At 68.6% G+C, this 22,649-nt stretch carries 21 protein-coding genes and 1 pseudogene; 11 read left to right on the top strand and 11 right to left on the bottom strand.

What is annotated here, in order from left to right; all coding sequences use genetic code 11:
- Nucleotides 1-43 precede the first annotated feature (43 nt).
- On the bottom strand, nt 44-1,219 hold the full coding sequence (locus EG885_RS16125; protein WP_131576476.1) for an aminotransferase: 1,176 nt from the start codon (nt 1,217-1,219) through the stop codon (nt 44-46).
- Nucleotide 1,220: 1 nt separating this feature from the next.
- Complete coding sequence (locus EG885_RS16120) at nt 1,221-2,060, bottom strand: hypothetical protein (RefSeq protein ID WP_131576474.1); 840 nt, start codon at nt 2,058-2,060, stop codon at nt 1,221-1,223.
- Nucleotides 2,061-2,231: 171 nt separating this feature from the next.
- On the opposite strand from EG885_RS16120, the gene EG885_RS16115 reads away from it, so the two are divergent.
- The 7 genes from EG885_RS16115 to lexA all read left to right on the top strand — a co-directional run bounded on the left by EG885_RS16115 (nt 2,232) and on the right by lexA (nt 7,911).
- Complete coding sequence (locus EG885_RS16115) at nt 2,232-2,822, top strand: anthranilate synthase component II (RefSeq protein ID WP_131576472.1); 591 nt, start codon at nt 2,232-2,234, stop codon at nt 2,820-2,822.
- A complete protein-coding gene (gene trpD / locus EG885_RS16110; protein ID WP_131576470.1) occupies nt 2,819-3,838 on the top strand; it encodes an anthranilate phosphoribosyltransferase in 1,020 nt (339 codons plus the stop codon). The genes EG885_RS16115 and trpD overlap by 4 nt, the downstream gene beginning before the upstream one ends.
- Before the next feature lie 10 nt (nt 3,839-3,848).
- Nucleotides 3,849-4,535, top strand: a complete 687-nt coding sequence (locus tag EG885_RS16105; RefSeq protein ID WP_242679700.1) for a uracil-DNA glycosylase — start codon at nt 3,849-3,851, stop codon at nt 4,533-4,535.
- Nucleotides 4,536-4,657: 122 nt separating this feature from the next.
- Entirely contained in the window at nt 4,658-5,449 is a 792-nt protein-coding gene (trpC, locus tag EG885_RS16100) for an indole-3-glycerol phosphate synthase TrpC (protein ID WP_131576468.1), read from the top strand.
- Entirely contained in the window at nt 5,446-5,919 is a 474-nt protein-coding gene (gene moaC / locus EG885_RS16095; protein ID WP_131576466.1) for a cyclic pyranopterin monophosphate synthase MoaC, read from the top strand. The genes trpC and moaC overlap by 4 nt, the downstream gene beginning before the upstream one ends.
- The gene (locus EG885_RS16090) at nt 5,916-7,094 is read left to right on the top strand and encodes a molybdopterin molybdotransferase MoeA (protein ID WP_131576464.1); all 1,179 of its coding nucleotides are present in this window, start codon (nt 5,916-5,918) and stop codon (nt 7,092-7,094) included. Before moaC ends, EG885_RS16090 begins: the two co-directional genes overlap by 4 nt.
- 97 nt (nt 7,095-7,191) lie before the next feature.
- The gene (gene lexA, locus EG885_RS16085) at nt 7,192-7,911 is read left to right on the top strand and encodes a transcriptional repressor LexA (RefSeq protein ID WP_131576462.1); all 720 of its coding nucleotides are present in this window, start codon (nt 7,192-7,194) and stop codon (nt 7,909-7,911) included.
- A gap of 45 nt (nt 7,912-7,956) precedes the next feature.
- Here the strand turns inward: lexA and hemC are convergent, their stop codons facing one another.
- Entirely contained in the window at nt 7,957-8,895 is a 939-nt protein-coding gene (gene hemC / locus EG885_RS16080; protein WP_207392312.1) for a hydroxymethylbilane synthase, read from the bottom strand.
- 75 nt (nt 8,896-8,970) lie between these two features.
- Between hemC and hemE the strand changes: the two genes are divergently transcribed.
- Nucleotides 8,971-9,999 carry a uroporphyrinogen decarboxylase gene (hemE, locus tag EG885_RS16075; RefSeq protein WP_131576458.1) on the top strand — a complete coding sequence of 343 codons (1,029 nt, stop codon included), beginning with the start codon at nt 8,971-8,973 and terminating at the stop codon, nt 9,997-9,999.
- On the opposite strand, the gene EG885_RS16070 is transcribed toward hemE, so the two are convergent.
- From EG885_RS16070 to EG885_RS16045, 6 genes are all read right to left on the bottom strand, one after another.
- Nucleotides 9,996-10,955 (bottom strand): SPOR domain-containing protein, encoded by a 960-nt coding sequence (locus EG885_RS16070; protein ID WP_165571172.1) that lies wholly within the window; start codon nt 10,953-10,955, stop codon nt 9,996-9,998. The two genes, hemE and EG885_RS16070, sit on opposite strands and share 4 nt — an antisense overlap.
- 75 nt (nt 10,956-11,030) lie before the next feature.
- Nucleotides 11,031-11,660, bottom strand: coding sequence for a uracil phosphoribosyltransferase (gene upp / locus EG885_RS16065; RefSeq protein WP_207392311.1), 630 nt, complete (start codon nt 11,658-11,660; stop codon nt 11,031-11,033).
- The gene (locus EG885_RS16060) at nt 11,660-12,625 is read right to left on the bottom strand and encodes an adenosine deaminase (RefSeq protein WP_131576502.1); all 966 of its coding nucleotides are present in this window, start codon (nt 12,623-12,625) and stop codon (nt 11,660-11,662) included. The genes upp and EG885_RS16060 overlap by 1 nt, the downstream gene beginning before the upstream one ends.
- The gene (locus tag EG885_RS16055) at nt 12,616-13,794 is read right to left on the bottom strand and encodes a phosphopentomutase (protein WP_131576452.1); all 1,179 of its coding nucleotides are present in this window, start codon (nt 13,792-13,794) and stop codon (nt 12,616-12,618) included. The genes EG885_RS16060 and EG885_RS16055 overlap by 10 nt, the downstream gene beginning before the upstream one ends.
- A complete protein-coding gene (locus tag EG885_RS16050; RefSeq protein ID WP_131576450.1) occupies nt 13,791-15,083 on the bottom strand; it encodes a thymidine phosphorylase in 1,293 nt (430 codons plus the stop codon). The genes EG885_RS16055 and EG885_RS16050 overlap by 4 nt, the downstream gene beginning before the upstream one ends.
- The gene (locus tag EG885_RS16045) at nt 15,080-15,472 is read right to left on the bottom strand and encodes a cytidine deaminase (RefSeq protein WP_131576448.1); all 393 of its coding nucleotides are present in this window, start codon (nt 15,470-15,472) and stop codon (nt 15,080-15,082) included. The genes EG885_RS16050 and EG885_RS16045 overlap by 4 nt, the downstream gene beginning before the upstream one ends.
- Nucleotides 15,473-15,610: 138 nt before the next feature.
- On the opposite strand from EG885_RS16045, the gene EG885_RS16040 reads away from it, so the two are divergent.
- A complete protein-coding gene (locus EG885_RS16040) occupies nt 15,611-17,890 on the top strand; it encodes an NADP-dependent malic enzyme (RefSeq protein ID WP_131576446.1) in 2,280 nt (759 codons plus the stop codon).
- Between the two features lie 188 nt (nt 17,891-18,078).
- On the top strand, nt 18,079-19,971 hold the full coding sequence (locus EG885_RS16035; RefSeq protein WP_131576444.1) for a propionyl-CoA synthetase: 1,893 nt from the start codon (nt 18,079-18,081) through the stop codon (nt 19,969-19,971).
- A gap of 53 nt (nt 19,972-20,024) precedes the next feature.
- On the opposite strand, the gene aroA is transcribed toward EG885_RS16035, so the two are convergent.
- Entirely contained in the window at nt 20,025-21,362 is a 1,338-nt protein-coding gene (gene aroA / locus EG885_RS16030) for a 3-phosphoshikimate 1-carboxyvinyltransferase (protein WP_131576442.1), read from the bottom strand.
- A 134-nt stretch (nt 21,363-21,496) separates the two neighbouring features.
- Between aroA and EG885_RS16025 the strand changes: the two genes are divergently transcribed.
- Nucleotides 21,497-22,225, top strand: coding sequence for a DNA alkylation repair protein (locus EG885_RS16025; protein ID WP_131576440.1), 729 nt, complete (start codon nt 21,497-21,499; stop codon nt 22,223-22,225).
- A gap of 101 nt (nt 22,226-22,326) precedes the next feature.
- Here EG885_RS16025 and EG885_RS16020 read toward each other — a convergent pair.
- Nucleotides 22,327-22,649 (bottom strand): annotated as a pseudogene (locus EG885_RS16020) (hypothetical protein); the annotation flags it as partial.

Raw genomic sequence — 22,649 nt, 5'->3', positions numbered from 1 at the left:
TCGCTGCCGTCTTTAGGACGCCCGGGGGCGCGCCACAAGTGGATCAGGCCTCCAGCAGGGCCAGCCGCGATGCCAGTTCCGCGATGCCCGCCCCGTCGACATTGGCAAAGGCCAGCCGCAGATGGCGCAGGCCGACCGGATCGCCGGGCGGGGTGAACATGGTGCCGGGCAAAGCCAGCACCCCGATCTGGGCCACCATGCGCCGCGCCAGCGCCGCCGAGCTGTCGGCAAAGGGATGTTCGACCCATGCGAAATAGGCCCCCGCACTTTTCAGCCGCCAGCCCGGCAGGGCGGTCAGCGCGTTGCGGGTGGCCGCGCGGCGGGCCAGAACCTCGGCCCGTTCGCCCGCCAGCCAGTCCTGCAGATGTTCCATCCCCCAGACCGCGCCGATCTGGCCCAGCTGCGACGGCGAAATCGCAACGGTATCGAGGAATTTCTCTACCTGAACCAGCCGCTCGGTCCCCGCCACCATCGCCCCCACCCGGTGGCCGGTCAGCCGGTAGGCCTTGGAAAAGCTGTAAAGCTGGATCAGCGTGCGGTCCCAATCGGGGCGCGACAACAGATCATGCGGCGCGCCGTCCCGGCTGTCGAAATCGCGATAGGTTTCGTCCACGACCAGCGCGATCCCGTATTCCTGCGCCAGATCGAAGAACCGCCCCACCACGCCCGCCGGGTATTCCGCACCCGAGGGGTTGTTGGGGGTCACCAGCACGATGGCCCGGGTCCGGGGCGTGATCAGCGCGCGGGCCTGATCGGGGTCGGGCAGCATGTCGGGACCGCAGGGCAAGGGCAGGGTCTGCACCCCCGCCATGTCCAGCCACATCTTGTGGTTGAAATACCATGGCGTCGGCACGATCACCTGATCGCCCGCCCCGGCCAGCGTCGCCAGCGCCGCGCAAAAGGCCTGATTGCAGCCCTGCGTGATCGCCACCTGCGCGGGCGCCACCGCACCGCCATAGGCCGCCGAGAATTGTGCAGCCACCGCCGCGCGCAGATCCCCATTGCCCAGCACTGGGCCATAAAGATGCGCCTCGGGGCGGTTCAGCGCGGCCTCGGCGATGACCCGGCGCAGGGCTTCGGGCGGCGGATCGACGGGGGCGGCCTGACTGACATTGATCAGGGGCCGGTCGGGCGGAAAGACCACGCCCTCCAGCCAGCGGCGGGCCTCCATCACGGGCGGAGCAAAGGTTTTGGCCAAGGCGGGGTTCAGGGGCTGCATGTCAGTTCCGTTCCAGTCGTCTGAGGTCGGTCAGGTCGGGGGGCAAGGACAGATCGAGGCTGGGCGACGGCAGCCCGGGCACCGGTGCGCCATCCGCCGGAGGGACGTTTGCCTCGGCCTCTGGGGTATCGGTCGGCGTTGCGTCATCGCCCGGCGTTGCGTCATCGTGCGCGGGCAGGATCAGCGGCGCCGCATCCTGTCCCGGCCCCTGATCGGGGACCGAAGCGGCCCGCGGGGCCTGCAATCCCGCCCCGAATTCCGGCGCCGTCTGCGGCACGGTCAGGCCGGGCGCGGTCCCGCCATCCTGCGGCAGGGCTTGCGCGGGCATCCGGTCATCGGCCAGCGTCTCGGGGCGGATCATGTCGGCGGTCAGGGCAACGGGGGCAGGCTCGGAGGCGGGGGCGGGCACGGCGACCGGATCGTCAAGCGTGCGTGGACTGGCCGATTGCGGCGCCGGCAGGCGCGGCGCGATATCGCCACCCCGCCCGAATTCCGACCCGACCGGCAGGCCCACCGCGCCGGATACCGGCGCCGCCCCGCCGGACAGATCGACGGCAGGGGCCGGGGCTTGCGCGGGCGGGCTGGCTTCACGGGCAGCGGGTTCGGGGGCAGCGGGTTCTGGGGCAGCGGGTTTGGCGGCAACAGGTTCCGGCCCGGGCGCAGGCGCGGCGGGCGTCGGATCGGCCGCAGCCGGGACCGAAACCGCCGCCGAAACCTCGGGCTCCGCCCCGCCATCCCGGTCCTGCGCGCCCGGCAAAGGCACCAGCAGGGACAGCCCCGCCAGCGCAACCACGCCCAGCAGACCGCCATGCACCAGACCTTTCAGAAATCCCCCGGCCATCCGCTCTCCTGCTCTGTCCCGTCCGGCCTTGACCCCCGGTCGCGCTTTGCCCCATCTATAGCGGGTGCCGCTGCGGGGGGAAACCGCCCCCTTTGACGGCCCGCCCGATGATCCTGCCTCAGCCACCCCGCCCGACCGATCTGCCCCCCAATTGCCGCAAGGTACGCCCCGATGATCCTTCTGATCGACAATTACGACAGCTTTACCTGGAACCTCGTTCATTATCTGGGCGAAGCCGGGGCCGAGGTCATCGTGCGCCGCAATGACCAGCTGAGCGTGGACGAAGCGCTGGCGATGGCGCCGGACGGCATCGTCATCTCTCCCGGTCCCTGCGATCCGGCGCAGGCGGGGATCTGCCTCGATCTGATCCGCGCGGCGGCCGAACGCGGCCTGCCCCTGCTGGGCGTCTGTCTGGGCCATCAGGCCATCGGGCAGGCCTTTGGCGGCAAGGTCGTGCGCGCCACCCGCATCCTGCATGGCAAGGTCGATGCGATCCGCCATGACGGAACCGGAGTATTCGCCGATCTTCCCTCGCCCCTGAACGCCACGCGTTATCATTCGCTGACGGTCGAACCCGAAAGCCTGCCGAACTGCCTGCGCGTCACGGCGACCTCGGATGACGGCACGATCATGGGGCTGGTCCACGAGGATCTGCCGATCGAGGGCGTGCAGTTCCATCCCGAATCCATCGCCTCCGAATACGGGCACGAGATGATCCGCAATTTCCTGACCCGCTGCACCGCCCGCAAGGACGCCGCATGACCGATATCCGCCCCCTGATCGGCATCGCCGCCACCCGCCCCCTGACCGGCCCCGAGGCCGAGGCCGCATTCTCGGCCCTGTTCGATGGCGCGGCGACGCCGGCCCAGATCGGCGGGCTGCTGATGGCGCTGCGCGTGCGCGGCGAAACCGTGGCCGAAATCGCCGCCGCCGCCCGCGCCATGCGCGCCCGCATGCACCGCATCACCGCCCCGCAGGGCGCGATGGACATCGTGGGCACCGGGGGCGACGGCAAGGGCACGCTGAACATCTCGACCGCGACGGCCTTCGTGGTGGCGGGCGCGGGCGTGCCGGTGGCCAAGCATGGCAACCGCAACCTGTCGTCGAAATCGGGCGCGGCGGATGCGCTGACGCAGATGGGCATCAACGTGATGGGCGGGCCCGCCGTCGCGCAACAGGCGCTGGACCGGGCGGGCATCTGCTTCATGATGGCGCCGATGCACCACCCCGCAATGCGCCATGTGGGCCCGCCCCGGGCCGAGCTGGGCACGCGCACGGTCTTCAACCTGCTGGGCCCGCTGACCAATCCGGCCTCGGTGCGCCGCCAGCTGACCGGCGCCTTCAGCGCCCAATGGATCCGCCCCATGGCCGAGGTGCTGCGCGATCTGGGCTCGGATGCCGCCTGGCTGGTCCATGGCGGCGACGGCACGGACGAGCTGTCGATCGCCGCCCCCAGTCAGGTCGCCCAGTTGAAGGACGGCCAGATCACCGAATTCACCATCACCCCCGAGGATGCCGGCCTGCCCCGCCACCCGTTCGAGGCGATCATCGGCGGCGAGCCTGCGCAGAACGCCGCCGCCTTCCTCGCCCTGCTGGACGGCGAACGTGGCGCCTATCGCGACGCGGTGCTGCTGAACGCCGCCGCCGCCCTGCTGATCGCGGGCCGCGTGACCGATCTGGCCAGCGGCGCCGCGATGGCCGCGCAATCGCTCGACAGCGGCGCGGCGAAAGCCCGGCTGACGGCGCTGGCACAGGTGACCGGCACCCCGGCAGCATAAGGCCCGCCGGATGACCCTGCCCCATAGCGACCCGATGACCCCGCCCCCCGCATGGGCGCATCTGCCCTTCTTTGCCGATGACTGGCCCGCCCTGCGCACCCGCCTGCAGGCCCCCACGTTGCAGGACGCGTGGCTGCCCGGCCCCGACCGCCTGTTTGCGGCCCTCGCCGCCACCCCGCCGCAAGACACCCGCGTGGTGATTCTGGGACAGGATCCCTACCCCACCCCCGGCCATGCCAATGGCCTGGCCTTTTCGGTCACGCCCGACACTCCGCTGCCGCGCTCGCTGAAAAACATCTTTACCGAGCTGCAGGCCGATCTGGGCGCCACCCCGCCGAACGGAGACCTCTCGGGCTGGGCCGCCCAGGGCGTCCTTCTGCTCAACAGCGCGCTCAGCGTCCTGCCGGGTCAGGCCGGCGCCCATGCCCGTTGGGGCTGGGACCGCCTTGCCCGGCAGGCCGTGGCCGATGCACAGCGGCACGACCCGCTGGCCTTCCTCCTCTGGGGCAACCATGCGCAAAAGACCCTGTCCGGCCTGCCCCGCCCACAGGATCTGACCATCGCCACCGCCCATCCCTCGCCCCTCTCGGCGCGACGCGGCTTCTTCGGCTCGCGCCCCTTCAGCCGCATCAACGACTGGCTCGGCACACAAGGCAGCCCCCCCATAGACTGGACCCTTACCTCTTCTTCTTCATGAAAATATCCCGGGCTGAGCCGCGTTGTAAAAAGGTCCGGTGGACCTTTTTTAGCGGTGAAGGCCGCAAGGACGGGGGGCAGCGCCCCCTTCCCCCGCCGGGCACGGGACGCTACAAAGCCCCCATGGACATCCTCGACACAATCAAGACCTACAAACTGGACGAGATCGCCGCCGCCAAGGCCGCCCGTCCGCTGGCCCAGATCGACGCGCAGGCGAAAGCTCAGCCCGCCCCCCGCGGTTTCGCGCAGGCCCTCGACCGCGCTGCCGCAGCAGGCCCTGCGCTGATCGCCGAAATCAAGAAGGCCAGCCCGTCAAAGGGCCTGATCCGGCCCGATTTCGACCCGCCCGCGCTGGCCCGCGCCTATCAGGATGGCGGCGCCGCCTGCCTGTCGGTGCTGACCGACGGTCCCAGCTTTCAGGGCGCGCCGGAATACCTGACGGCAGCACGCGACGCCTGCGATCTGCCCGCGCTGCGCAAGGATTTCCTGCACGACACCTATCAGGTGACCGAGGCGCGGGCCTGGGGCGCCGATTGCATCCTGATCATCATGGCCTCGGTCGATGACGCGCTTGCCCGCGATCTGGAAGATGCCGCGATTCACTGGGGCATGGACGTGCTGATCGAGGTGCATGACGCCCCCGAACTTGATCGCGCGCTGCGTCTGAAATCGCCGCTGATCGGCATCAACAACCGCAATCTGCGCACATTCGAGGTCACGCTGGACGTCACCCGCGATCTGGCCCCGCGCATTCCCGCCGACCGGCAGATCGTCTGCGAAAGCGGCCTGTTCACCCCGGCCGATCTGGGCGCGATGATGCAGACCGGCGCCCGGCGCTTCCTGATCGGGGAAAGCCTGATGCGTCAATCCGACGTGACCGCGGCCACGCGCGCCATTCTGGATGTCCCGTCATGAGCCTGACGCATTTCGACGCCGCCGGTCAGGCCCATATGGTCGATGTCTCGGCCAAGCCAACCACCATGCGCGAGGCCGTGGCTACCGGCTGCGTGCTGATGTCGCCGGCCACGCTGGCACTGGCGCAGGGCGGCGCGGCCAAGGGCGATGTCCTGGGCGTGGCGCGTCTGGCCGGGATCATGGGCGCCAAGCGCACCGCCGATCTGATCCCGCTGTGCCACCCGCTGCCGCTGGCCAAGGTCTCGCTGGACCTGACTCCCGACCCCGATCTGCCCGGCATCCGCGTCACCGCCACGGTGCGGACCACCGGCCCGACCGGGGTCGAGATGGAGGCGCTGACCGCCGTCACCATCGCCTGCCTGACCGTCTATGACATGCTCAAGGCCGCCCAGAAATCCATGCGCATCGAAGACATCCACCTGCTCCGCAAAGAGGGCGGGAAATCCGGCCTCTACGAGGTGCAGCCGTGATCACCGTGGCCGAGGCGCTGGACCGCGTTCTGGCGCTGGCACCGGCGCCGGTTCCCGAAACCGTCCCCTTGACCGAGGCGCATGGCCGTGCGCTGCTGGCGCCCGCCGTCTCTCGCCTGACGCAGCCGCCCTTCGACGCCTCAGCCATGGACGGTTATGCGATGCGCACCGCCGATCTGGATCAGGCGCTGGAGGTCATCGGCACCAGTGCCGCGGGCCATCCCTGGGCGGGCACGCCGCGCCCCGGCACCGCAATCCGCATCTTTACCGGCGCCCCGGTCCCTGCGGGCTATGATCATGTCGAGCTGCAGGAAAACATCGACCGGGATGGCGACCGGATCACCGTTACCACCCGGTCGCGCGGTGCCAATATCCGCCCGCGCGGCAATGATTTCGCCACCGGGCAGGCGATCGCCCCCGGCGGTCGGCTGTCGGCGGCACAGATCGGCCTCTTGGCCGCGATGAACCTGCCAGATGTCACCGTCGCCCGTCGCCCCATTGTGGCGATTCTGGCGGGCGGGGATGAACTGGTCCCGCCCGGCGCGATCCCGGCCCCGGGTCAGATCATCAGCTCGAACGATCTGGCGCTGGCGGCGCTGGTGCGCGACGCTGGCGGCATCGCCAAAATCCTGCCGCTGGCGCGCGATACCGAGGCCAGCCTGCGCGCAGGCTTTGCCGAGGCCGAGGGCGCGGATCTGCTGGTGACCATCGGCGGCGCCTCGGTCGGCGATCACGATCTGATCGGCAAGATCGCGGCGGATCTTGGCATGGATCAGGCCTTCTACAAGGTGGCGCTGCGTCCGGGAAAACCGCTGATGGCGGGACGGATTGGGAAAACGGCCATGCTGGGACTGCCAGGAAATCCCGTCTCGGCAATGACTTGCGGCGTTCTGTTCATGCAGCCTCTTATCCGCGCGATGCTGGGACTGGACCCGCAGACGATCCTGCAACAGGCAGTCCTGACCTGCGATCTGCCGCCCGAGGGAGCGCGCCAGCACTATCTGCGCGCCACGCTGCGCCCCGGCACCGGCCTGCCCGGCATCACCCCCTTTGACGATCAGGACAGCGCCCGGCTGGCGCTGATGGCGCAGGCGGATGCGCTGCTGGTCCGCCCGGCCCTGGACCCCGCCCGCAAGGCCGGCGACCAGGTCGATCACATCGCGCTTCCCCGCTGAGAATTAACCAATTTTTTACCAAACTTCGGTCATATGATTGACGGGATTCCACCCATGGGCTAGAACATAGGTGGAACAAACGACGGAAGGGCGGGCCATGCTGACACGAAAGCAGATCCAGTTACTGGAATTCATTCAAAAGCGGACGATGCGGGACGGCGTGCCACCCTCGTTCGATGAGATGAAGGATGCGCTGGACCTGCGGTCCAAATCCGGCATCCACCGACTGGTGACGGCGCTGGAGGAACGCGGCTTCATCCGCCGCCTGCCCCACCGCGCCCGCGCGCTGGAGGTTGTGCGCCTGCCCGATGCTCTGGCCCATCTGTCCGATCCCGCCCAGCAGGACGAGCCCCGGGCGACCTTTACCCCGCGTGTCGTGTCCAGTTCGCGTCCCGCCCGCCCGCGCGGCGCGATGGCGGTGGTGGACAGCCCTGCGGTACAATTGCCCCTGATGGGCCGTATCGCTGCCGGTGTGCCCATCGAAGCGATCTCGGAAATCTCGCATCACATCGCGGTGCCCGGCACCATGCTGACGGGCCGCGAACATCACTATGCGCTGGAGGTGACCGGCGATTCGATGATCGAGGCCGGGATCAATGACGGCGATATCGTGGTGATCCGCGAACAGGACACCGCCGAAACCGGCGATATCGTCGTGGCATTGGTCGACGATCAGGAAGCCACGCTGAAACGCTATCGCCGCAAAGGCTCGATGATCGCGCTGGAGGCCGCCAATCCGGCCTATGAGACGCGGCTGCTGACCGATGACCGGGTCCGCATTCAGGGACGTCTGGTCGGGTTGATCCGCAGCTATTGAGCCTGTCCGGACCGGCGGTTTCCCGTCCGGTCCGGCATGACGTTCTCAGGCCTGCAGAAAGCCCGGGCCGGCGCGGGACAACAGCTCTGCGGCCAGATCCTCGCCCATCGCGGCGCCATCGGACGCCAGCCCCTCGCGACGGCCCGCGACGACCTCGCTGCCATCGGGGCGGAGGATTTCTCCGCGCAGGATCAGGCGGTCTGCGGTCAGTTCGGCCAGCCCCGCGATGGGTGTCTGGCACGATCCGTCCAGCCGCGCCAGAAAGGCACGCTCTGCCGCGATGCGCAGGCCCGTGTCGCCGTCATGGATGGGGGCCAGCAACATCGCGGCCATGGCATCATCGGCCCGACGTTCGACCCCGATGGCGCCCTGCGCCACGGCGGGCAGCATCTCGTCGGGATCGATGGGACCGCGGGCGACATGGGCCATGTCCATGCGGTTCAAACCGGCCTGTGCCAGAAACGTCGCCAGCGCCACCCCGTCCTGCAGCTTGCGCAGGCGGGTCTGGACGTTGCCGCGAAACTCGACAAGCTGCAGATCGGGGCGACGATGGGCCAGTTGGGCGCGACGGCGCAGGCTGGACGATCCCACCACGGCACCCTGCGGCAGATCGGCGATCGAGGCCGCATGCAGGCTGACAAAGGCGTCGCGCACATCCTCGCGCGGCAGATAACAGTCGATGACCAGCCCGCCGGGTTGCAGCGTCGGCATGTCCTTCATCGAATGCACTGCCAGATCGATGGCGCCTTCGGTCAGCGCCTCTTCGATTTCTCGGGTGAACAGGCCCTTGCCGCCGATCTCTTTCAGGGGGCGGTCGGTGATCCGGTCGCCGGTGGTCCGGATCACGGTGATCTCGAACGCTTCGGCTGGCAGGCCATGCGCGGCCATGATCCGGTCGCGTGTCTCATGCGCCTGTGCAAGCGCCAGGATCGAGCCGCGCGTGCCGATCCGCAGGGGGCGGGAGGGTGTGGGCATCTGTGTCATGGGCCCCCGCATAGCCGGGGGGCGCGCGCTTGACAACGCCTGTCGCCTCGCCTTCAAGGGGCGACAGGAGGCTTCATGACCAAACTTTTGCTGCGCGCCCTGGCGGGCGAGACCCTGCCCATACCGCCGATCTGGATGATGCGTCAGGCCGGACGCTATCTGCCCGAATACCGGGCCACACGGGCGCAGGCGGGCGATTTCCTGTCGCTGTGCTACAATCCCGAACTGGCGGCCGAGGTGACGTTGCAGCCGATCCGCCGCTTTGATTTCGATGCGGCGATCCTGTTTGCCGATATCCTGCTGATCCCGCAGGCGCTTGGCGCGGATCTGTGGTTCGTCACCGGAGAGGGGCCGCGCCTGTCCACCATCACCGGCCCCGCCGATCTGGCGCGGCTGCGGCCCGCCGACCAGATCGACGCGCGCCTGTCGCCCATCTATGAGACGCTGCGCATCCTGACCCGGGAACTGCCGGCCCAAACCACGCTGATCGGCTTTGCCGGCGCGCCCTGGACGGTGGCCACCTATATGGTCGCGGGGCGCGGGACCAAGGATCAGGGCCCGGCGCATCTGCTGAAGGATCAGGACCGCGCGACGTTTTCCGCCCTGATCGATCTGATCACCGAGGCGACGATCCATTATCTGTCGCGCCAGATCGAGGCCGGGGCCGAGGTCGTCAAGCTGTTCGACAGCTGGGCAGGCAGCCTGAAGGGTCAGGATTTCGACGATTTCGCGCTGGCCCCGGCTCGGCGGATCATCACCGCGCTGAAGGCCCGCCACCCGGGCGTCCCGGTCATCGCCTTCCCGCGCGAGGCGGGCGATCGATATGTCGGTTTCGGGGCGGCGGTCGGCGCGGACTGCGTAGCGCTGGACAATTCCGTTTCGGCGGATTGGGCCGCCCGGCATGTCCAGCCGGGCGGCTGCGTGCAGGGCAATCTGGACCCGCGTCACATGGTCACGGGGGGGGCCGAACTGACCGCCGAAGCGCAGCGGATCACCCGCACCCTGCGCCATGGTCCCCATATCTTCAATCTGGGCCATGGCATCACCCCTGACGCCGATCCAGACAATGTCGCCCGGATGATCGACGCGGTACGCAGCGCCTAGCGCGCGACCGCCGCGGGATAGCCATTGCGGCGCAGGTCGTTCAGCGCCGTGATCAGGGACTGCCGGTCGCCGAAGGGACCGGCCATGATCAGCGTCAGCGCAGCGCCGTCCAAACGTCCCTGCCCGGCGGGGTATCCCTGCGCGGCAAGGCTGCGCAGGGCGGCGGCGGCCTTGTCGGGGTCCGCATAGGCGCCGATCTGCACGTAGCGGGCCGAGGGCGGGATCATCTCGGGCCTTTCTGCCGCGACAACGGGTTTGGCTGCTTTTGCTGTGCTGGCCCGGCGAACGGGGGCCGCGCGCGCCACCGGGCGGGCACGCGCGGCGACCGCAGCAGGGGGCGTCGGCGCTGCAGGCATTGCCTGCGGCTCGGGCGAGCGGGCGCCAGCGGTCAGCGCGCTGGCCATCCCCTCGGCCTGCATCCCCGGACAAAGGCCAAGGGTCGATCCCTGCGCCGCCCCGCCCGGATCGGGGCGATAGCCAAGCCGCGCACACAGATCCGGCGACCCCGACAGCCCCGATGCCTGACGCAAAGCCGGGGCCATCGCCAACGCATCCTGCAACGCTGTCTGCATCGGATTGGGCGCGCGGGCAGGCACGGGTTCGGACCGAACCTCGGCCGGGCGCGGGTCGCCCGACCATTCGCCGGGGCGCAGGTCACGGGCCAGCTGCTCCATCAGCAGGGTTTCCATATCGGGCGGCGGCGCCAGGGTCAGGGGCAGGACGCGTTCGGTGTCGGGATCGGTCCGGCGCACCCCCATGCTGGGCGGAAAGCCGCAGATCGCCTGCCGCTGCCCGTCCATGCGCGCGGCCCAAGCCCCGCCATCGCGGGTAAACACGCAACCCTGCGCGTCGATATATTGTCCACCCACAAAGCCGTCAGGGGGCGGGGGCACGGGCTGCGCCGCAGCCGCGCCCCCCCAGATCAGCATCGCCAAGACCCACCATCGTCCGATCATCTGCCACCCGTCGCGCGCCGTCATGTCCCCGACAGGACTAGCGCAAAGGGATGAAGCGCCGGTTAACGGGCGGGCTTATTTCGTGCCGAACATCCGGTCGCCCGCATCGCCCAGACCCGGCACGATATAGCCGTGATCGTCCAGCCGCTCGTCCAGCGCGGCGGTAAAGATCGGCACATCGGGATGGGCCTGCCGCATCCGCTCGACGCCTTCGGGCGCTGCCAGCAGACACAGAAAGCGGATGTTGCGGGCGCCGCGTTCCTTCAGCATGTCGATGGCCGCGACCGAGGAATTGCCCGTCGCCAGCATCGGATCGACGACGATGGTCATGCGCGCGTCCAGTTCGCGGGGCACCTTGCAGTAATATTCGACGGGCTTCAGCGTCTTTGGGTCGCGATACAGACCCACGAAACCCACCCGCGCGCCGGGGATCAGCTCCAGAATGCCGTCCAGCAGCCCGTTCCCGGCCCGCAGGATCGAGATCAGGGCCAGTTTCTTGCCCTCCAGCGTGGGGGCGTCCATCTCGCACATGGGGGTCTCGATGCGCATGGTGGTAAGCTCCAGCTCGCGCGTGACCTCATAGGCCAGAAGCAGGCTGATCTCGCGCAGAAGACGGCGGAAGCCTGCGGTCGACACGTCCTTTTGCCGCATGATCGTCAGCTTGTGGCTGACCAGAGGGTGGTCGACGATGGTCAGATGGGGCATCAGGCGAATTCCTTTTTCAGGCGGTCACGGGTGGCACTGTCGCAGAAGGCGGCATCGGCGGCCCACAGATTGATCTGTCTGAACTCGGTATCGCCCCAGCCAAACGTGGTGGCAAGCCGGTCGTATTCGGCCCGCATCGTGGTGTGAAAGAACGGCGGATCGTCGGTGGAGACCGTCACCCGCACCCCGGAATCGGCCAGCCGCGCGATGGGATGAGCCTGCCACGAGGGATAGACGCCAAGCGCGATGTTCGAGCCGGGGCAGACCTCCAGCGTGATGCCCTGTTCGACCAGATCGCGGATCAGGACCACATCCTCGATCGCGCGGACGCCGTGGCCGATGCGGGTGCAGCCCAGATCCAGCGCCTGCCGGACGCTGTCGGGGCCGCCCCATTCGCCCGCATGGCAGGTCAGGCCCAGTCCCGCCTCGGCCGCGCAATCAAAGCTCCAGCCGAAATCGGTGGCCTTGTGGACCTGTTCCGCGCCACCCATGCCGAAACCGGTAATCCAGCCACCTGCGGTTTCCGCCGCACAGATCGCGCTGCGCCGCGCCCGGCCGGGGTCGAAATGGCGGATGGCGGTGACGATGCCCCGGCTGTCGATGCCCTGCTTGCGCGCCGCATCGGCGACCTCGGTCATCGCGGCCAGATGGTCGCGCCAGGCGGACAGATCCGCGGCGCCGCAGAACTCGGGCGAAACGAACAGTTCGGCATAAATCACGCCTTCCTCGGCGCAACGTTCCAGAACCTCGGCCAGCAGGCGAGCATAGTCGCGGGGCCCTTGGATGACGGCCGTCGCGGCCTCGTAACAGCGCAGGAAGCCTGCGAAATCGTCATAGGCGTAATGGCCGCGATCGTTGAAGATGCCGGACAGGTCGGCACGTTTCTCACCCGCCAGAGAGCGGATGAAATCGGGCGGCGCAGCGCCCTCCAGATGCAGATGCAGTTCGATTTTCTTCACAGGAATGAGGCTCCGTGGTCGGGGGCGGGCAGGCCCAGATGGTCGAGGATCGAGGCGCCGATATCGCTGAAACCGACCTGCCCCACGGCGCGCGCCCCCAGACCATGCCCCAGAACCGGGACACGTTCGCGGGTGTGATCGGTGCCGGGCCAGCCGGGATCGTTGCCGTGATCGGCGGTAAAGATCGCCAGATCGCCGGGGGAAAGCGTGGCTAGAAACCGGCCCGCAACCGCATCGAACCATTCCAGATGGGCCGCAAAGCCGGGGATATCGCGGCGGTGGCCATAGACCGCATCGAATTCGACGAAATTGGCGAATGTCAGGCTGCCGGGTTCCGCCTGCGCGCCAAGCCGGATCAGGTGATCGGCCAAAGCCGCATCGCCTTCGCCCTTGTGCAGATGGGTGATGCCGCGATGGCTGAAAATGTCGCCGATCTTGCCGATGGCATGGGTCACGCGGCCCGCCTGATGCGCGATGTCCAGAAGGGTCCGGCCCGGTGGCGCAATGGCGAAATCGCGGCGGTTGGCGGTGCGGCGAAAACCGCCCGCTTCGCCGATGAAGGGCCGCGCGATGACCCGGCCCACCCGCATTGCGTGCAGCATCGGCGCCAGATCGCGACACAGATCGATCAGCCGGTCCAGCCCAAAGGCCCCCTCATGGGCGGCGATCTGGACCACACTGTCGGCGGAACTGTAGCAGATCGGCCAGCCCGTGCGCAGATGATCCGCACCCAGATCAGCGATGATCTGCGTCCCCGAGGCGTGGCAATCGCCCAGAATCCCCGCTGTCCCGGCCAGTTCGCGGATCCGTGCGGTGACGGCGGGTGGCAGGCAGGGATGGGTGTCGGGAAAGCAGGTCCAGTCCCAGGGAACCGGCACGCCCGCCATTTCCCAATGGCCCGAAGGGGTATCCTTGCCGGGCGAGATCTCGGTCGCGGCGCCCCACAGCCCCTGCGGCAGGGCGCCCAACCCCGGCGCATCGGCCCCCGAGGCCAGATGCAGCGCGGCGCCCAGCCCCAATCCGTCCAGCACAGGCAGATGCAATGGCCGCCCGCGCGCCACATGCGCCAGCGTGTTGGCGCCGGTATCGGGCAGGCGGTCGTTGAAAAACTGTGCGGCATCGGGCGCGCCGCCGATGCCGACCCCGTCCATGACGATCAGAAAGGCGCGGCTCATGCGGTGATCCGGTCGCGGATCAGCGGGCCGGGCGCGCCCTCGCCCAAGGTATAGGCGGCCTGCACGGCGGCGACGGCGATCTGGGCGGCGGTGTCATCGGCGGCATGGACCATGGCCAGCGGGTGGTCGGGGCCGACCGCCTCGCCCAGCCTTACCATCCGGTCCAGACCGACGCGGTGGTCGATGCGTTCGCCCGCGCGCACCCGCCCCCCGCCAAGGGCCAGCACGGCATGACCAAGCGCGGTCACGTCGATGCGCCCGACTTGTGCCGCAGGTTGTCCCGCGGGGATGGGCACGGGCACGATGACCGGCGCACGGGCCAGATGCGCGTCGGGCCGGTCCATCAGATCGCGCGGCCCGCCCTGAGCGGCGACCATGCGGCCAAAAATCTCGGCGGCGGTGCCGTTGTCCAGCAAAGCCTCCAGCCCGTCGGGCGACAGACCCGCCAGCTGCAGGCATTCGGCGGCCAGCGCCAGCGTCAGATCACGCAGCGCGCCGGGCTGGCCGTGCAGCACGCGCATCGCCTCGGCCACCTCCAGCGCATTACCCGCGCTGCGGGCCAGCGGCTGGTCCATATCGGTGATCAGCGCAGATGTGCGGCAGCCCGCGCCATTCGCGGTTTCCACCAGCGCATGGGCCAGCCGGGCGGCGCTGTCGGGCTTCTTCAGGATCGCGCCAGACCCCGCCTTGACGTCCAGCACCAGCGCATCCAGCCCCGCCGCCAGTTTCTTGGACAGGATGGATGCGGTGATCAGGTCGATGGATTCCACCGTCCCCGATTCGTCGCGGATCGCGTAAAGCCGCCGGTCGGCAGGCGCGACATCGCCGGTCGCGGCCACGATGGCGCAACCGACGGTCCGCACGATGCGGCGGAAATCACCCTCGGGCTGATCGCACAGATAGCCGGGGATCGCCTCCAGCTTGTCCAGCGTGCCGCCGGTATGGCCGAGGCCCCGCCCCGAGATCATCGGCACGAAGACGCCCCGCGCCGCCAGCAGCGGCGCCAGCACCAGACTGACCGTATCGCCGATGCCGCCGGTCGAATGCTTGTCGACCACCGGCCCCGACAGATCCCATTGCAGCACATGGCCCGAATCGCGCATCGCCCGGGTCAGTGCGACGCGGCCCGCAGGGCCCACGCCACGCGTCAGCACCGCCATGGCAAAGGCCCCCGCCTGCGCATCGCTGACCGAGCCATCGGCCAGCCCCTGCGCGATCAGCGCCGCCCCCGGCCCGTCCAGCCCGCGCCCGTCGCGCACCGCCGAGATCACCGGACGCGGATCGGTCATGTGCGCGCCATATGGCCCGCATCGAAACGGCCCGGCAGCAGATCGCCGACCGTGGTGCGCATTTCCGCGCCATCGGTGGTGGCCAGCAGAACCGGCACGTCCGCATTGGCAAATTCGGCCAGCTTCTGGCGGCAACCGCCGCAGGGGGGCACCGGGCTGGGGCTGTCGGCGATGACCGCGACCTCGGTCAGGCGCGTCTCGCCTGCGGCGACCATCGCGGCGATGGCCCCGGCCTCGGCGCAGGTGCCCTCGGGGTATGCCACGTTTTCCACGTTGCAGCCGCGATAGATGGCGCCCGAGGCCCCCCGGATCGCCGCCCCCACCTTGAATTTCGAATAGGGCACATAGGCCCGTTCGCGCACGTCGCGCGCCGCATCCAGCAATGACATGATCCGCCTTTCGTCACAGTGGCGCCAATCTGCGCCGGGGCGGATCGGGGCGCAAGGCGCTGGCGCGCCACAAGCCTTCTGTTCGTCGCCCGGAATATGGTTTAACGGTCAACCAATTCCGAAACCGGAGGGGCGAAGATGGAAGAACGCAGGCAGGACAGCGCACGACAGGCGGCGCTGGATTATCACGAATTCCCACGGCCGGGCAAACTGGAGATCCGGGCGACCAAGCCCATGGCGAATGGCCGCGATCTGGCCCGTGCCTATTCCCCCGGCGTCGCCGAAGCCTGTCTGGAGATCAAGGCAGACCCCGCCACCGCCGCCCGCTATACCACCAAGGGCAATCTGGTGGGCGTGGTCACCAACGGCACCGCCGTGCTGGGTCTGGGCAATATCGGCGCGCTGGCCTCCAAGCCGGTGATGGAGGGCAAGGCGGTCCTGTTCAAGAAATTCGCCAATATCGACTGTTTCGACATCGAGTTGAACGAGCCCGACCCCCATAAGCTGGCCGAGATCGTCTGCGCGCTGGAACCCACCTTCGGCGCCATCAACCTTGAGGATATCAAGGCCCCCGACTGTTTCATCGTCGAACAGATCTGCCGCGAACGGATGAACATTCCGGTCTTTCACGACGACCAGCACGGCACCGCGATTGTCGTGGGCGCTGCGGCCACCAATGCGCTGCGCATTGCGGGCAAGGCATTCGAGGATATCCGCATCGTGTCCACCGGCGGTGGGGCGGCGGGCATCGCCTGTCTGGACATGCTGCTGAAGCTGGGCGTGAAACGCGAAAACGTCTGGCTGTGCGACATTCACGGACTGGTCCATCAGGGCCGCGAGGTCGACATGAACCCGCAAAAGGCCGCTTATGCGCAGGCCTCGGACAAGCGCGCGCTGGCCGATGTGATCGACGGCGCCGATCTGTTTCTGGGCCTGTCCGGTCCCGGCGTCCTGACGCCCGAGATGGTGGGCCGCATGGCGCCGCGCCCGATCATCTTCGCGCTGGCCAACCCCAATCCGGAAATCGACCCCGACGCCGCCCGCGCCGTCGCCCCTGACGCGATCATCGCCACAGGCCGCAGCGATTTTCCCAATCAGGTCAACAACGTCCTGTGTTTCCCCTTCATCTTCCGCGGCGCGCTGGATGTGGGCGCCACAACCATCAACGATGAGATGAAGATCGCCTGCATCGAAGGCATCGCCGCCCTGGCCCGCGCCACCACCGCAGCCGAGGCCGCCACCGCCTATCGCGGCGAGACGCTGACCTTCGGTCCCGAATACCTGATCCCCAAGCCCTTCGATCCGCGCCTGATGGGCGTAGTCAGCAGCGCCGTGGCGCAGGCCGCGATGGAAACCGGGGTCGCCTCGCGCCCGCTGCCCGATCTGACCGCCTACAAGCAGAAGCTGGATGATTCGGTCTTCCGCTCGGGGCTGATCATGCGCCCGGTCTTCGAAGCCGCCGCGACCGTCACCCGTCGCATCGTCTTTGCCGAGGGCGAGGATGAACGCGTGCTGCGCGCCGCCAATGCGATGCTGGAGGAAACCACCGACGTGCCGATCCTGATCGGCCGCCCCGACGTGATCGCCACCCGCGCCGAACGCGCGGGCCTGCCCATCCGCCCCGAAGTCGATTTCGAGATCGTGAACCCCGAAAACGATCCCCGCTATCGCGATTACTGGGAAACCTATCACGGGCTGATGGCCCGGCGCGGGGTCAGCCCCGACATCGCCCGCGCGATCATGCGCACCAACACCACCGCCATCGGCGCCGTCATGGTTCACCGGGGCGAGGCTGACAGCCTGATCTGCGGCACGTTCGGGCAATACAGCTGGCATTTGCAATATGTCCGCCAGATTCTGGGCCGCGACGGATGCACGCCCACCGGCGCGCTGTCGATGATCATTCTGGAAGACGGGCCTTTGTTCATTGCCGACACGCAATGCCACAACGACCCCACCCCCCAGCAGGTGATGGAAACCGTTCTGGGCGCCGCGCGCCATGTCCGCCGCTTTGGCCTGCCGCCCCGGATCGCGCTGTGCAGCCATTCGCAATTCGGCAATACCGACAGCTATTCGGGCCGCAAGATGCGCGAGGCTCTGGCTCTGCTGGACGCCCGTCAGCCCGATTTCATGTATGACGGAGAGATGCATGTCGATGCCGCGCTGGACCCGGAGCTGCGCGAACGCATCTTCCCCGGATCGCGGCTGGAAGGCGTGGCCAATGTGCTGATCTTTGCGGGCACGGACGCGGCCTCGGGCGTCAGGAACGCGCTGAAGATGCGCGCGGGCGGGCTGGAGGTCGGGCCGATCCTGATGGGGATGGGCAACCGCGCCCATATCGTCACCCCATCCATCACCACGCGCGGCCTGCTGAACATGAGCGTTCTGGCAGGCACCCCGGTCACCCATTACGGCTGATCCTGCCGGTCTGGTTTGCAAAATATGGCGGCGCGGCAAAGATCCTTTGCGGCGCCGTTTCTTTTGCAAACTACTGGCCCTGAAAGTTGCAAAATAGTGCTGCGCCCGGCCTGGTCTGGACGCTAACAAGGTTGCGCGACGCCCCCCTTCCTGCGACACAAATCGTCATTCCTTGGAGGGGGAGCGTCATGTCCTATCATCAGATCTATGCCCGCTGGAAAGCCGATCCCGAGGCGTTCTGGATGCAGGCCAGTCAGGCGATCGACTGGACCACCCCGCCAAGCCGCGCCTTTTTCGATCAGGGGCCTGCGGGGGAATGGTTCGCCGATGGCATGGTCAACACCTGCTGGAACGCGCTGGACCGGCATGTGGCGGCGGGTCACGGCGACCGGCTGGCGGTGATCCATGACAGCCCGATGACCGGCAGCGTCACCAGACTGACCTATGCCCAATTGCAGGACAGCGTGGCGCGGCTGGCGGGGGTGCTGGCCGCGCATGGCATCGGCAAGGGCGACCGGGTGATCATCTATATGCCGATGATCCCGCAGGCGTTGCAGGCGATGCTGGCCTGCGCCCGGATCGGCGCGATCCATTCGGTGGTTTTCGGCGGCTTTGCGGCGCATGAGCTGGCGGTGCGCATCGACGACGCCAAACCCCGGGCGATCATCGCCGCAAGCTGCGGGTTGGAGCCGGGGCGGATCGTCCCCTACAAGCCGCTGATGGACCGCGCCATCGCCGAGGCCACCCACAAGCCCGACCTGACCATCGTCTTTCAGCGCCCCGAATGCGCGGGCGAGATGACGCCGGGCCGCGATCTGGACTGGGATGCGGCGGTGGAGGCCGCCTCGCCCGTGGATTGCGTCCCTGTGACGGGCAACCATCCGGCCTATATCCTTTATACCTCGGGGACGACCGGTCAGCCCAAAGGCGTGGTGCGCCACACCGCAGGCCATCTGGTCGCGCTGGCCTGGAGCGTGCCGAACATCTACGATATCGGGCCGGGGGATGTGTTCTGGGTCGCCTCGGATGTGGGCTGGGTCGTGGGGCACAGCTATATCGTCTATGGTCCGCTGATCGCGGGCGCCACCACCGTGGTGTTCGAGGGCAAGCCGGTGGGCACCCCCGATGCGGGCACCTTCTGGCGGGTGATCGCCGAACATAAGGTCAAAAGCTTTTTCACCGCCCCCACCGCCATCCGCGCCGTCAAGCGCGACGATCCGCAGGGCGATCTGGTGGCGGGTCATGATCTGTCGGGCCTCAAGGCGATGTTTCTGGCCGGAGAGCGCGCCGATCCCGACACGATCACCTGGGCCGAGGATCGCCTGAACGTGCCGGTGATCGACCATTGGTGGCAGACCGAGACCGGCTGGCCGATCGCCGCCAACCCGCTTGGCGCCGGCCTGCTGCCGGTCAGAAAGGGCAGCCCGGCGCTGCCCATGCCCGGCTATGACGTGCAGGTTCTGGACGAGGCCGGCCATCCCGTCGCCCCCGGCACGCTTGGCGCCATCGTGCTGCGCCTGCCCTTGCCGCCCGGCACCCTGCCGACGCTGTGGAATGCCGAAAGCCGGTTCGACAAAGCCTATCTGCAGCATTTCCCCGGTTTCTACGAGACAGGCGATGCGGGCTATGTCGATGCGGACGGCTATGTCTATATCATGGCGCGCACCGATGACGTGATCAACGTGGCGGGCCACCGCCTGTCCACCGGCGCCATGGAAGAGGTTCTGTCGGCCCATCCCGCCGTCGCCGAATGCGCGGTGATCGGGGTCGCCGATGCGCTGAAGGGTCAGGCGCCGCTTGGGCTGCTATGCCTCAAGAAAGGGATCACGACCGAGCCCGCGCAAATCGTGGCCGAGGTCGTGCGCATGGTCCGCGACCAGATCGGCCCGGTCGCGGCCTTTCGCACCGCCTGCGTGGTCGAGCGTCTGCCCAAGACCCGATCGGGCAAGATCCTGCGCGCCACCATGGCCAGGATCGCGGATGGAGAGACGGTCAAGGCGCCTGCCACCATCGACGATCCGGCCATTCTGGACGAGATCCGGGTGGCGCTGGCGAGCGTAGGGTATCCTGTGGAGGGCTGAGAGAAAGAGGGGGGCGCTGCCCCCCGTCCTGCGGACTCCCCCCCGGGATATTTTCATGAAGAAGAAAGGCTGGCGCCGAGGAGGGTCATCAGGGGGGTGAAGTCCGGGAAGGAGGTTGTGATGGGGCCGGCATCGTCGATGGTGACGGGCTGGTCGGTGGCAAGGCCCAGGACCAGAAAGGACATGGCGATGCGGTGGTCCAGATGGGTGACGGCATGGCCGCCGCCCGGCACGCGCGCCATGCCGTGAACGGTCATGCTGTCGGGCGTTTCGTCGACCCGGACGCCATTGGCCCTGAGGCCCTGCGCCATCGCGTCGATGCGGTCGCTTTCCTTCACGCGCAGCTCGGCCACGCCGTTCATGACCGTCGTGCCGGTGGCAAAGGCGGCGATGACCGACAGGATCGGGAATTCGTCGATCATGCTGGCGGCGCGGTCGGCGGGCACCGTCACGCCCCTCAGCGGGCCGTGGCGGACCAGCAGATCGGCCACCGGCTCTCCGCCTTCCTCGCGGGGATTGTCGAAGGTGATGTCGGCGCCCATCTCCAGCAGCGTGACATACAGCCCGTCCCGCGTCGGATTGCGGCTGACGCCCGGCACCCGGATATCCGAGCCCGGCACGATCAGCGCCGCCGCCACCGGAAAGGCCGCGCTGGAGGGATCGCGCGGCACGGCGATGGGCTGCGGGCGCAGTTCGGGGCGGCCGGTCAGGGTGACCTTGTGCCCCTCGGGGACGGTCTCGGTGCGGATCTGCGCGCCGAAGCCCGCCAGCATCCGTTCGGAATGATCGCGGGTGGGTTCAGGCTCGATCACCACCGTGTCGCCGGGGACGTTGAGGCCCGCCAGCAGGATCGCCGATTTGATCTGCGCGCTGGCCACGGGGGTGTGATAGGTGACCGGGACCGGGTCGGTGGCACCTTCGATGGTGATGGGCAGGCGCCCGCCGTCGCGCGCCGTGAAGCGGGCGCCGAACTGCGCCAGCGGGTCGGTGACCCGCGCCATCGGGCGGCGTGACAGGCTGGCATCCCCGGTAAAGGTCGCGGTGATGGGGGTGGTGGCCATCGCCCCCATGATCAGCCGCACGCCGGTGCCGGAATTGCCGCAATCGATCACGCTGTCCGGGCTGCGGAACCCGCCCACACCGACGCCATGAACCGACCAGTCGCCGGGTCCGTGCCGGTCGACCTGCGCGCCGAAGGCCTGCATCGCGCGGGCGGTGTCCAGCACGTCCTGCCCCTCCAGAAGGCCGGTGATCCGCGTCTCGCCTACCGCCATGGCGCCCAGGATCAGGGCGCGGTGGCTGATCGACTTGTCGCCCGGCACCAGCGCCTCGCCCGTCAGGGGGCCGGTGCGGCGGGCGGTCATCGGACGGGGTTCTGCGGAATGCGACATGGGCCACCCTTTTTGCGGTTTTGCGGGTCTTTTAGCCCGCCTGCCCCGGCCCTGCCACCGTGATCTTGCGGCTTGGCGATCTTGAGGCTTTGGCGGCCCGGCCCTAGAAGGGGGCCTGATCAAAGGAGATCCCGATGCAGGAACTGGACCGGCTGCGCGACATGGCCGACCCCGAACGCGCCGCCCGCGCCAGCGCCCGCCACAAAAGCGGCCGCGAAACCTTGGGCGTGCCCCCCGCCCAGATCGAGGCGCTGGCCGCCGAATGGCGCGGCGCGCTGGACATTGACGCCCGGCTGGCGCTGGCCCGCGCGCTGTGGGACAGCGACATCCACGAGGCGCGACTGACCGCCGCCCGCCTGCTGGTGCAGGCCCGGATGCGGCCCGACGACGCGGCATGGGCGCTGCTGCTGGAATGGGCGGTGCAGATCGACGGGGCCGAGATCGGCGATGCGGTCATGTCGGCGCTGGCGCGAAGGCTGGTCGCCGAGCCCGCGCGGCTGGACCTGATCGCGGCTTGGTCGGGCAGCCGCAACCCCTGGCTGCGGCGGGGTCTGCTGATGGCGACTCTGCCCTGGGCCAAGCTGAGCAATCCCAAGCCCGAGGATGTCGCGGTGCAGGAAATGGTGCTGGAACGCGCGCTGCGCCTGTCGGCGGATCGCAATGGCGCGGTCCGGCAGGCGGCGCTGATCTGGGCGCGCGATCTGGCCAAGCATGATCCCGACCGCGTCGCCCAATGGCACGGGGCGCGGGCCGAAATGGCGGAACCGGAGCCTGAACCGGAGGCCGAAACCGGGCCGGACACGGATGCAGGGCTGGACACCGAGGCCGGACCGGACACGGGTGCCGGGGATCTGCTGGATTAGCCGTCCTCAGATCCGGCGCCCACAAATCCGGCGCCCACAGATCCTGCGCCCTCGGACCAGCCCCCGGCAGATCCGGCGACCGATCACATCCCCGCCCCCGATCAGGAGCGGTAGACCTCCAGCGTCGGCAGGTCGGTCAGCGATACGCCCAGCAGCTGCAGCGCGGGCAGCGACACCTGACTGCCGCTGCCGCCGCCCGACAGGGGCCGCAGCTCGACCTGGGCGGATTTGCCGGTGGCCGGGTTAACGATGCGCCCCTGCGCGGGCGCATCGACCAGCGGGGTCTTGATCCAGAACCCGCCCTCGGACGGATTGCCAAGCGAGGCGACAGTGGTGCCAAGCCGCGTCTCGGCACTGGCGCTGGCCGGGGTCTGGGCTGCGGCGGCGCGCTGTTCGGGGGTGGTCGTGTCCAGCTGGGCTGGGG

The sequence above is a fragment of the Paracoccus nototheniae genome (assembly GCF_004335005.1).
Lineage (GTDB): Bacteria > Pseudomonadota > Alphaproteobacteria > Rhodobacterales > Rhodobacteraceae > Paracoccus > Paracoccus nototheniae.
Note: the sequence above shows the minus strand (reverse complement) of the source record. Positions and strands in the feature narration are given on the sequence as shown.

Coding starts and splice junctions, on each gene's coding strand:
- EG885_RS16055 (WP_131576452.1), bottom strand. CDS start 13,794: ATGAGCCGCGCCTTTCTGATCGTCATGGACGGGGTCGGCATCGGCGGC.
- trpC (WP_131576468.1), top strand. CDS start 4,658: ATGGACATCCTCGACACAATCAAGACCTACAAACTGGACGAGATCGCC.
- trpD (WP_131576470.1), top strand. CDS start 2,819: ATGACCGATATCCGCCCCCTGATCGGCATCGCCGCCACCCGCCCCCTG.
- EG885_RS16035 (WP_131576444.1), top strand. CDS start 18,079: ATGTCCTATCATCAGATCTATGCCCGCTGGAAAGCCGATCCCGAGGCG.
- aroA (WP_131576442.1), bottom strand. CDS start 21,362: ATGTCGCATTCCGCAGAACCCCGTCCGATGACCGCCCGCCGCACCGGC.
- EG885_RS16105 (WP_242679700.1), top strand. CDS start 3,849: ATGACCCTGCCCCATAGCGACCCGATGACCCCGCCCCCCGCATGGGCG.
- EG885_RS16125 (WP_131576476.1), bottom strand. CDS start 1,219: ATGCAGCCCCTGAACCCCGCCTTGGCCAAAACCTTTGCTCCGCCCGTG.
- hemE (WP_131576458.1), top strand. CDS start 8,971: ATGACCAAACTTTTGCTGCGCGCCCTGGCGGGCGAGACCCTGCCCATA.
- upp (WP_207392311.1), bottom strand. CDS start 11,660: ATGCCCCATCTGACCATCGTCGACCACCCTCTGGTCAGCCACAAGCTG.
- EG885_RS16115 (WP_131576472.1), top strand. CDS start 2,232: ATGATCCTTCTGATCGACAATTACGACAGCTTTACCTGGAACCTCGTT.
- EG885_RS16025 (WP_131576440.1), top strand. CDS start 21,497: ATGCAGGAACTGGACCGGCTGCGCGACATGGCCGACCCCGAACGCGCC.
- EG885_RS16045 (WP_131576448.1), bottom strand. CDS start 15,472: ATGTCATTGCTGGATGCGGCGCGCGACGTGCGCGAACGGGCCTATGTG.
- hemC (WP_207392312.1), bottom strand. CDS start 8,895: ATGACACAGATGCCCACACCCTCCCGCCCCCTGCGGATCGGCACGCGC.
- EG885_RS16050 (WP_131576450.1), bottom strand. CDS start 15,083: ATGACCGATCCGCGTCCGGTGATCTCGGCGGTGCGCGACGGGCGCGGG.
- EG885_RS16120 (WP_131576474.1), bottom strand. CDS start 2,060: ATGGCCGGGGGATTTCTGAAAGGTCTGGTGCATGGCGGTCTGCTGGGC.
- EG885_RS16070 (WP_165571172.1), bottom strand. CDS start 10,955: ATGATCGGACGATGGTGGGTCTTGGCGATGCTGATCTGGGGGGGCGCG.
- lexA (WP_131576462.1), top strand. CDS start 7,192: ATGCTGACACGAAAGCAGATCCAGTTACTGGAATTCATTCAAAAGCGG.
- moaC (WP_131576466.1), top strand. CDS start 5,446: ATGAGCCTGACGCATTTCGACGCCGCCGGTCAGGCCCATATGGTCGAT.
- EG885_RS16040 (WP_131576446.1), top strand. CDS start 15,611: ATGGAAGAACGCAGGCAGGACAGCGCACGACAGGCGGCGCTGGATTAT.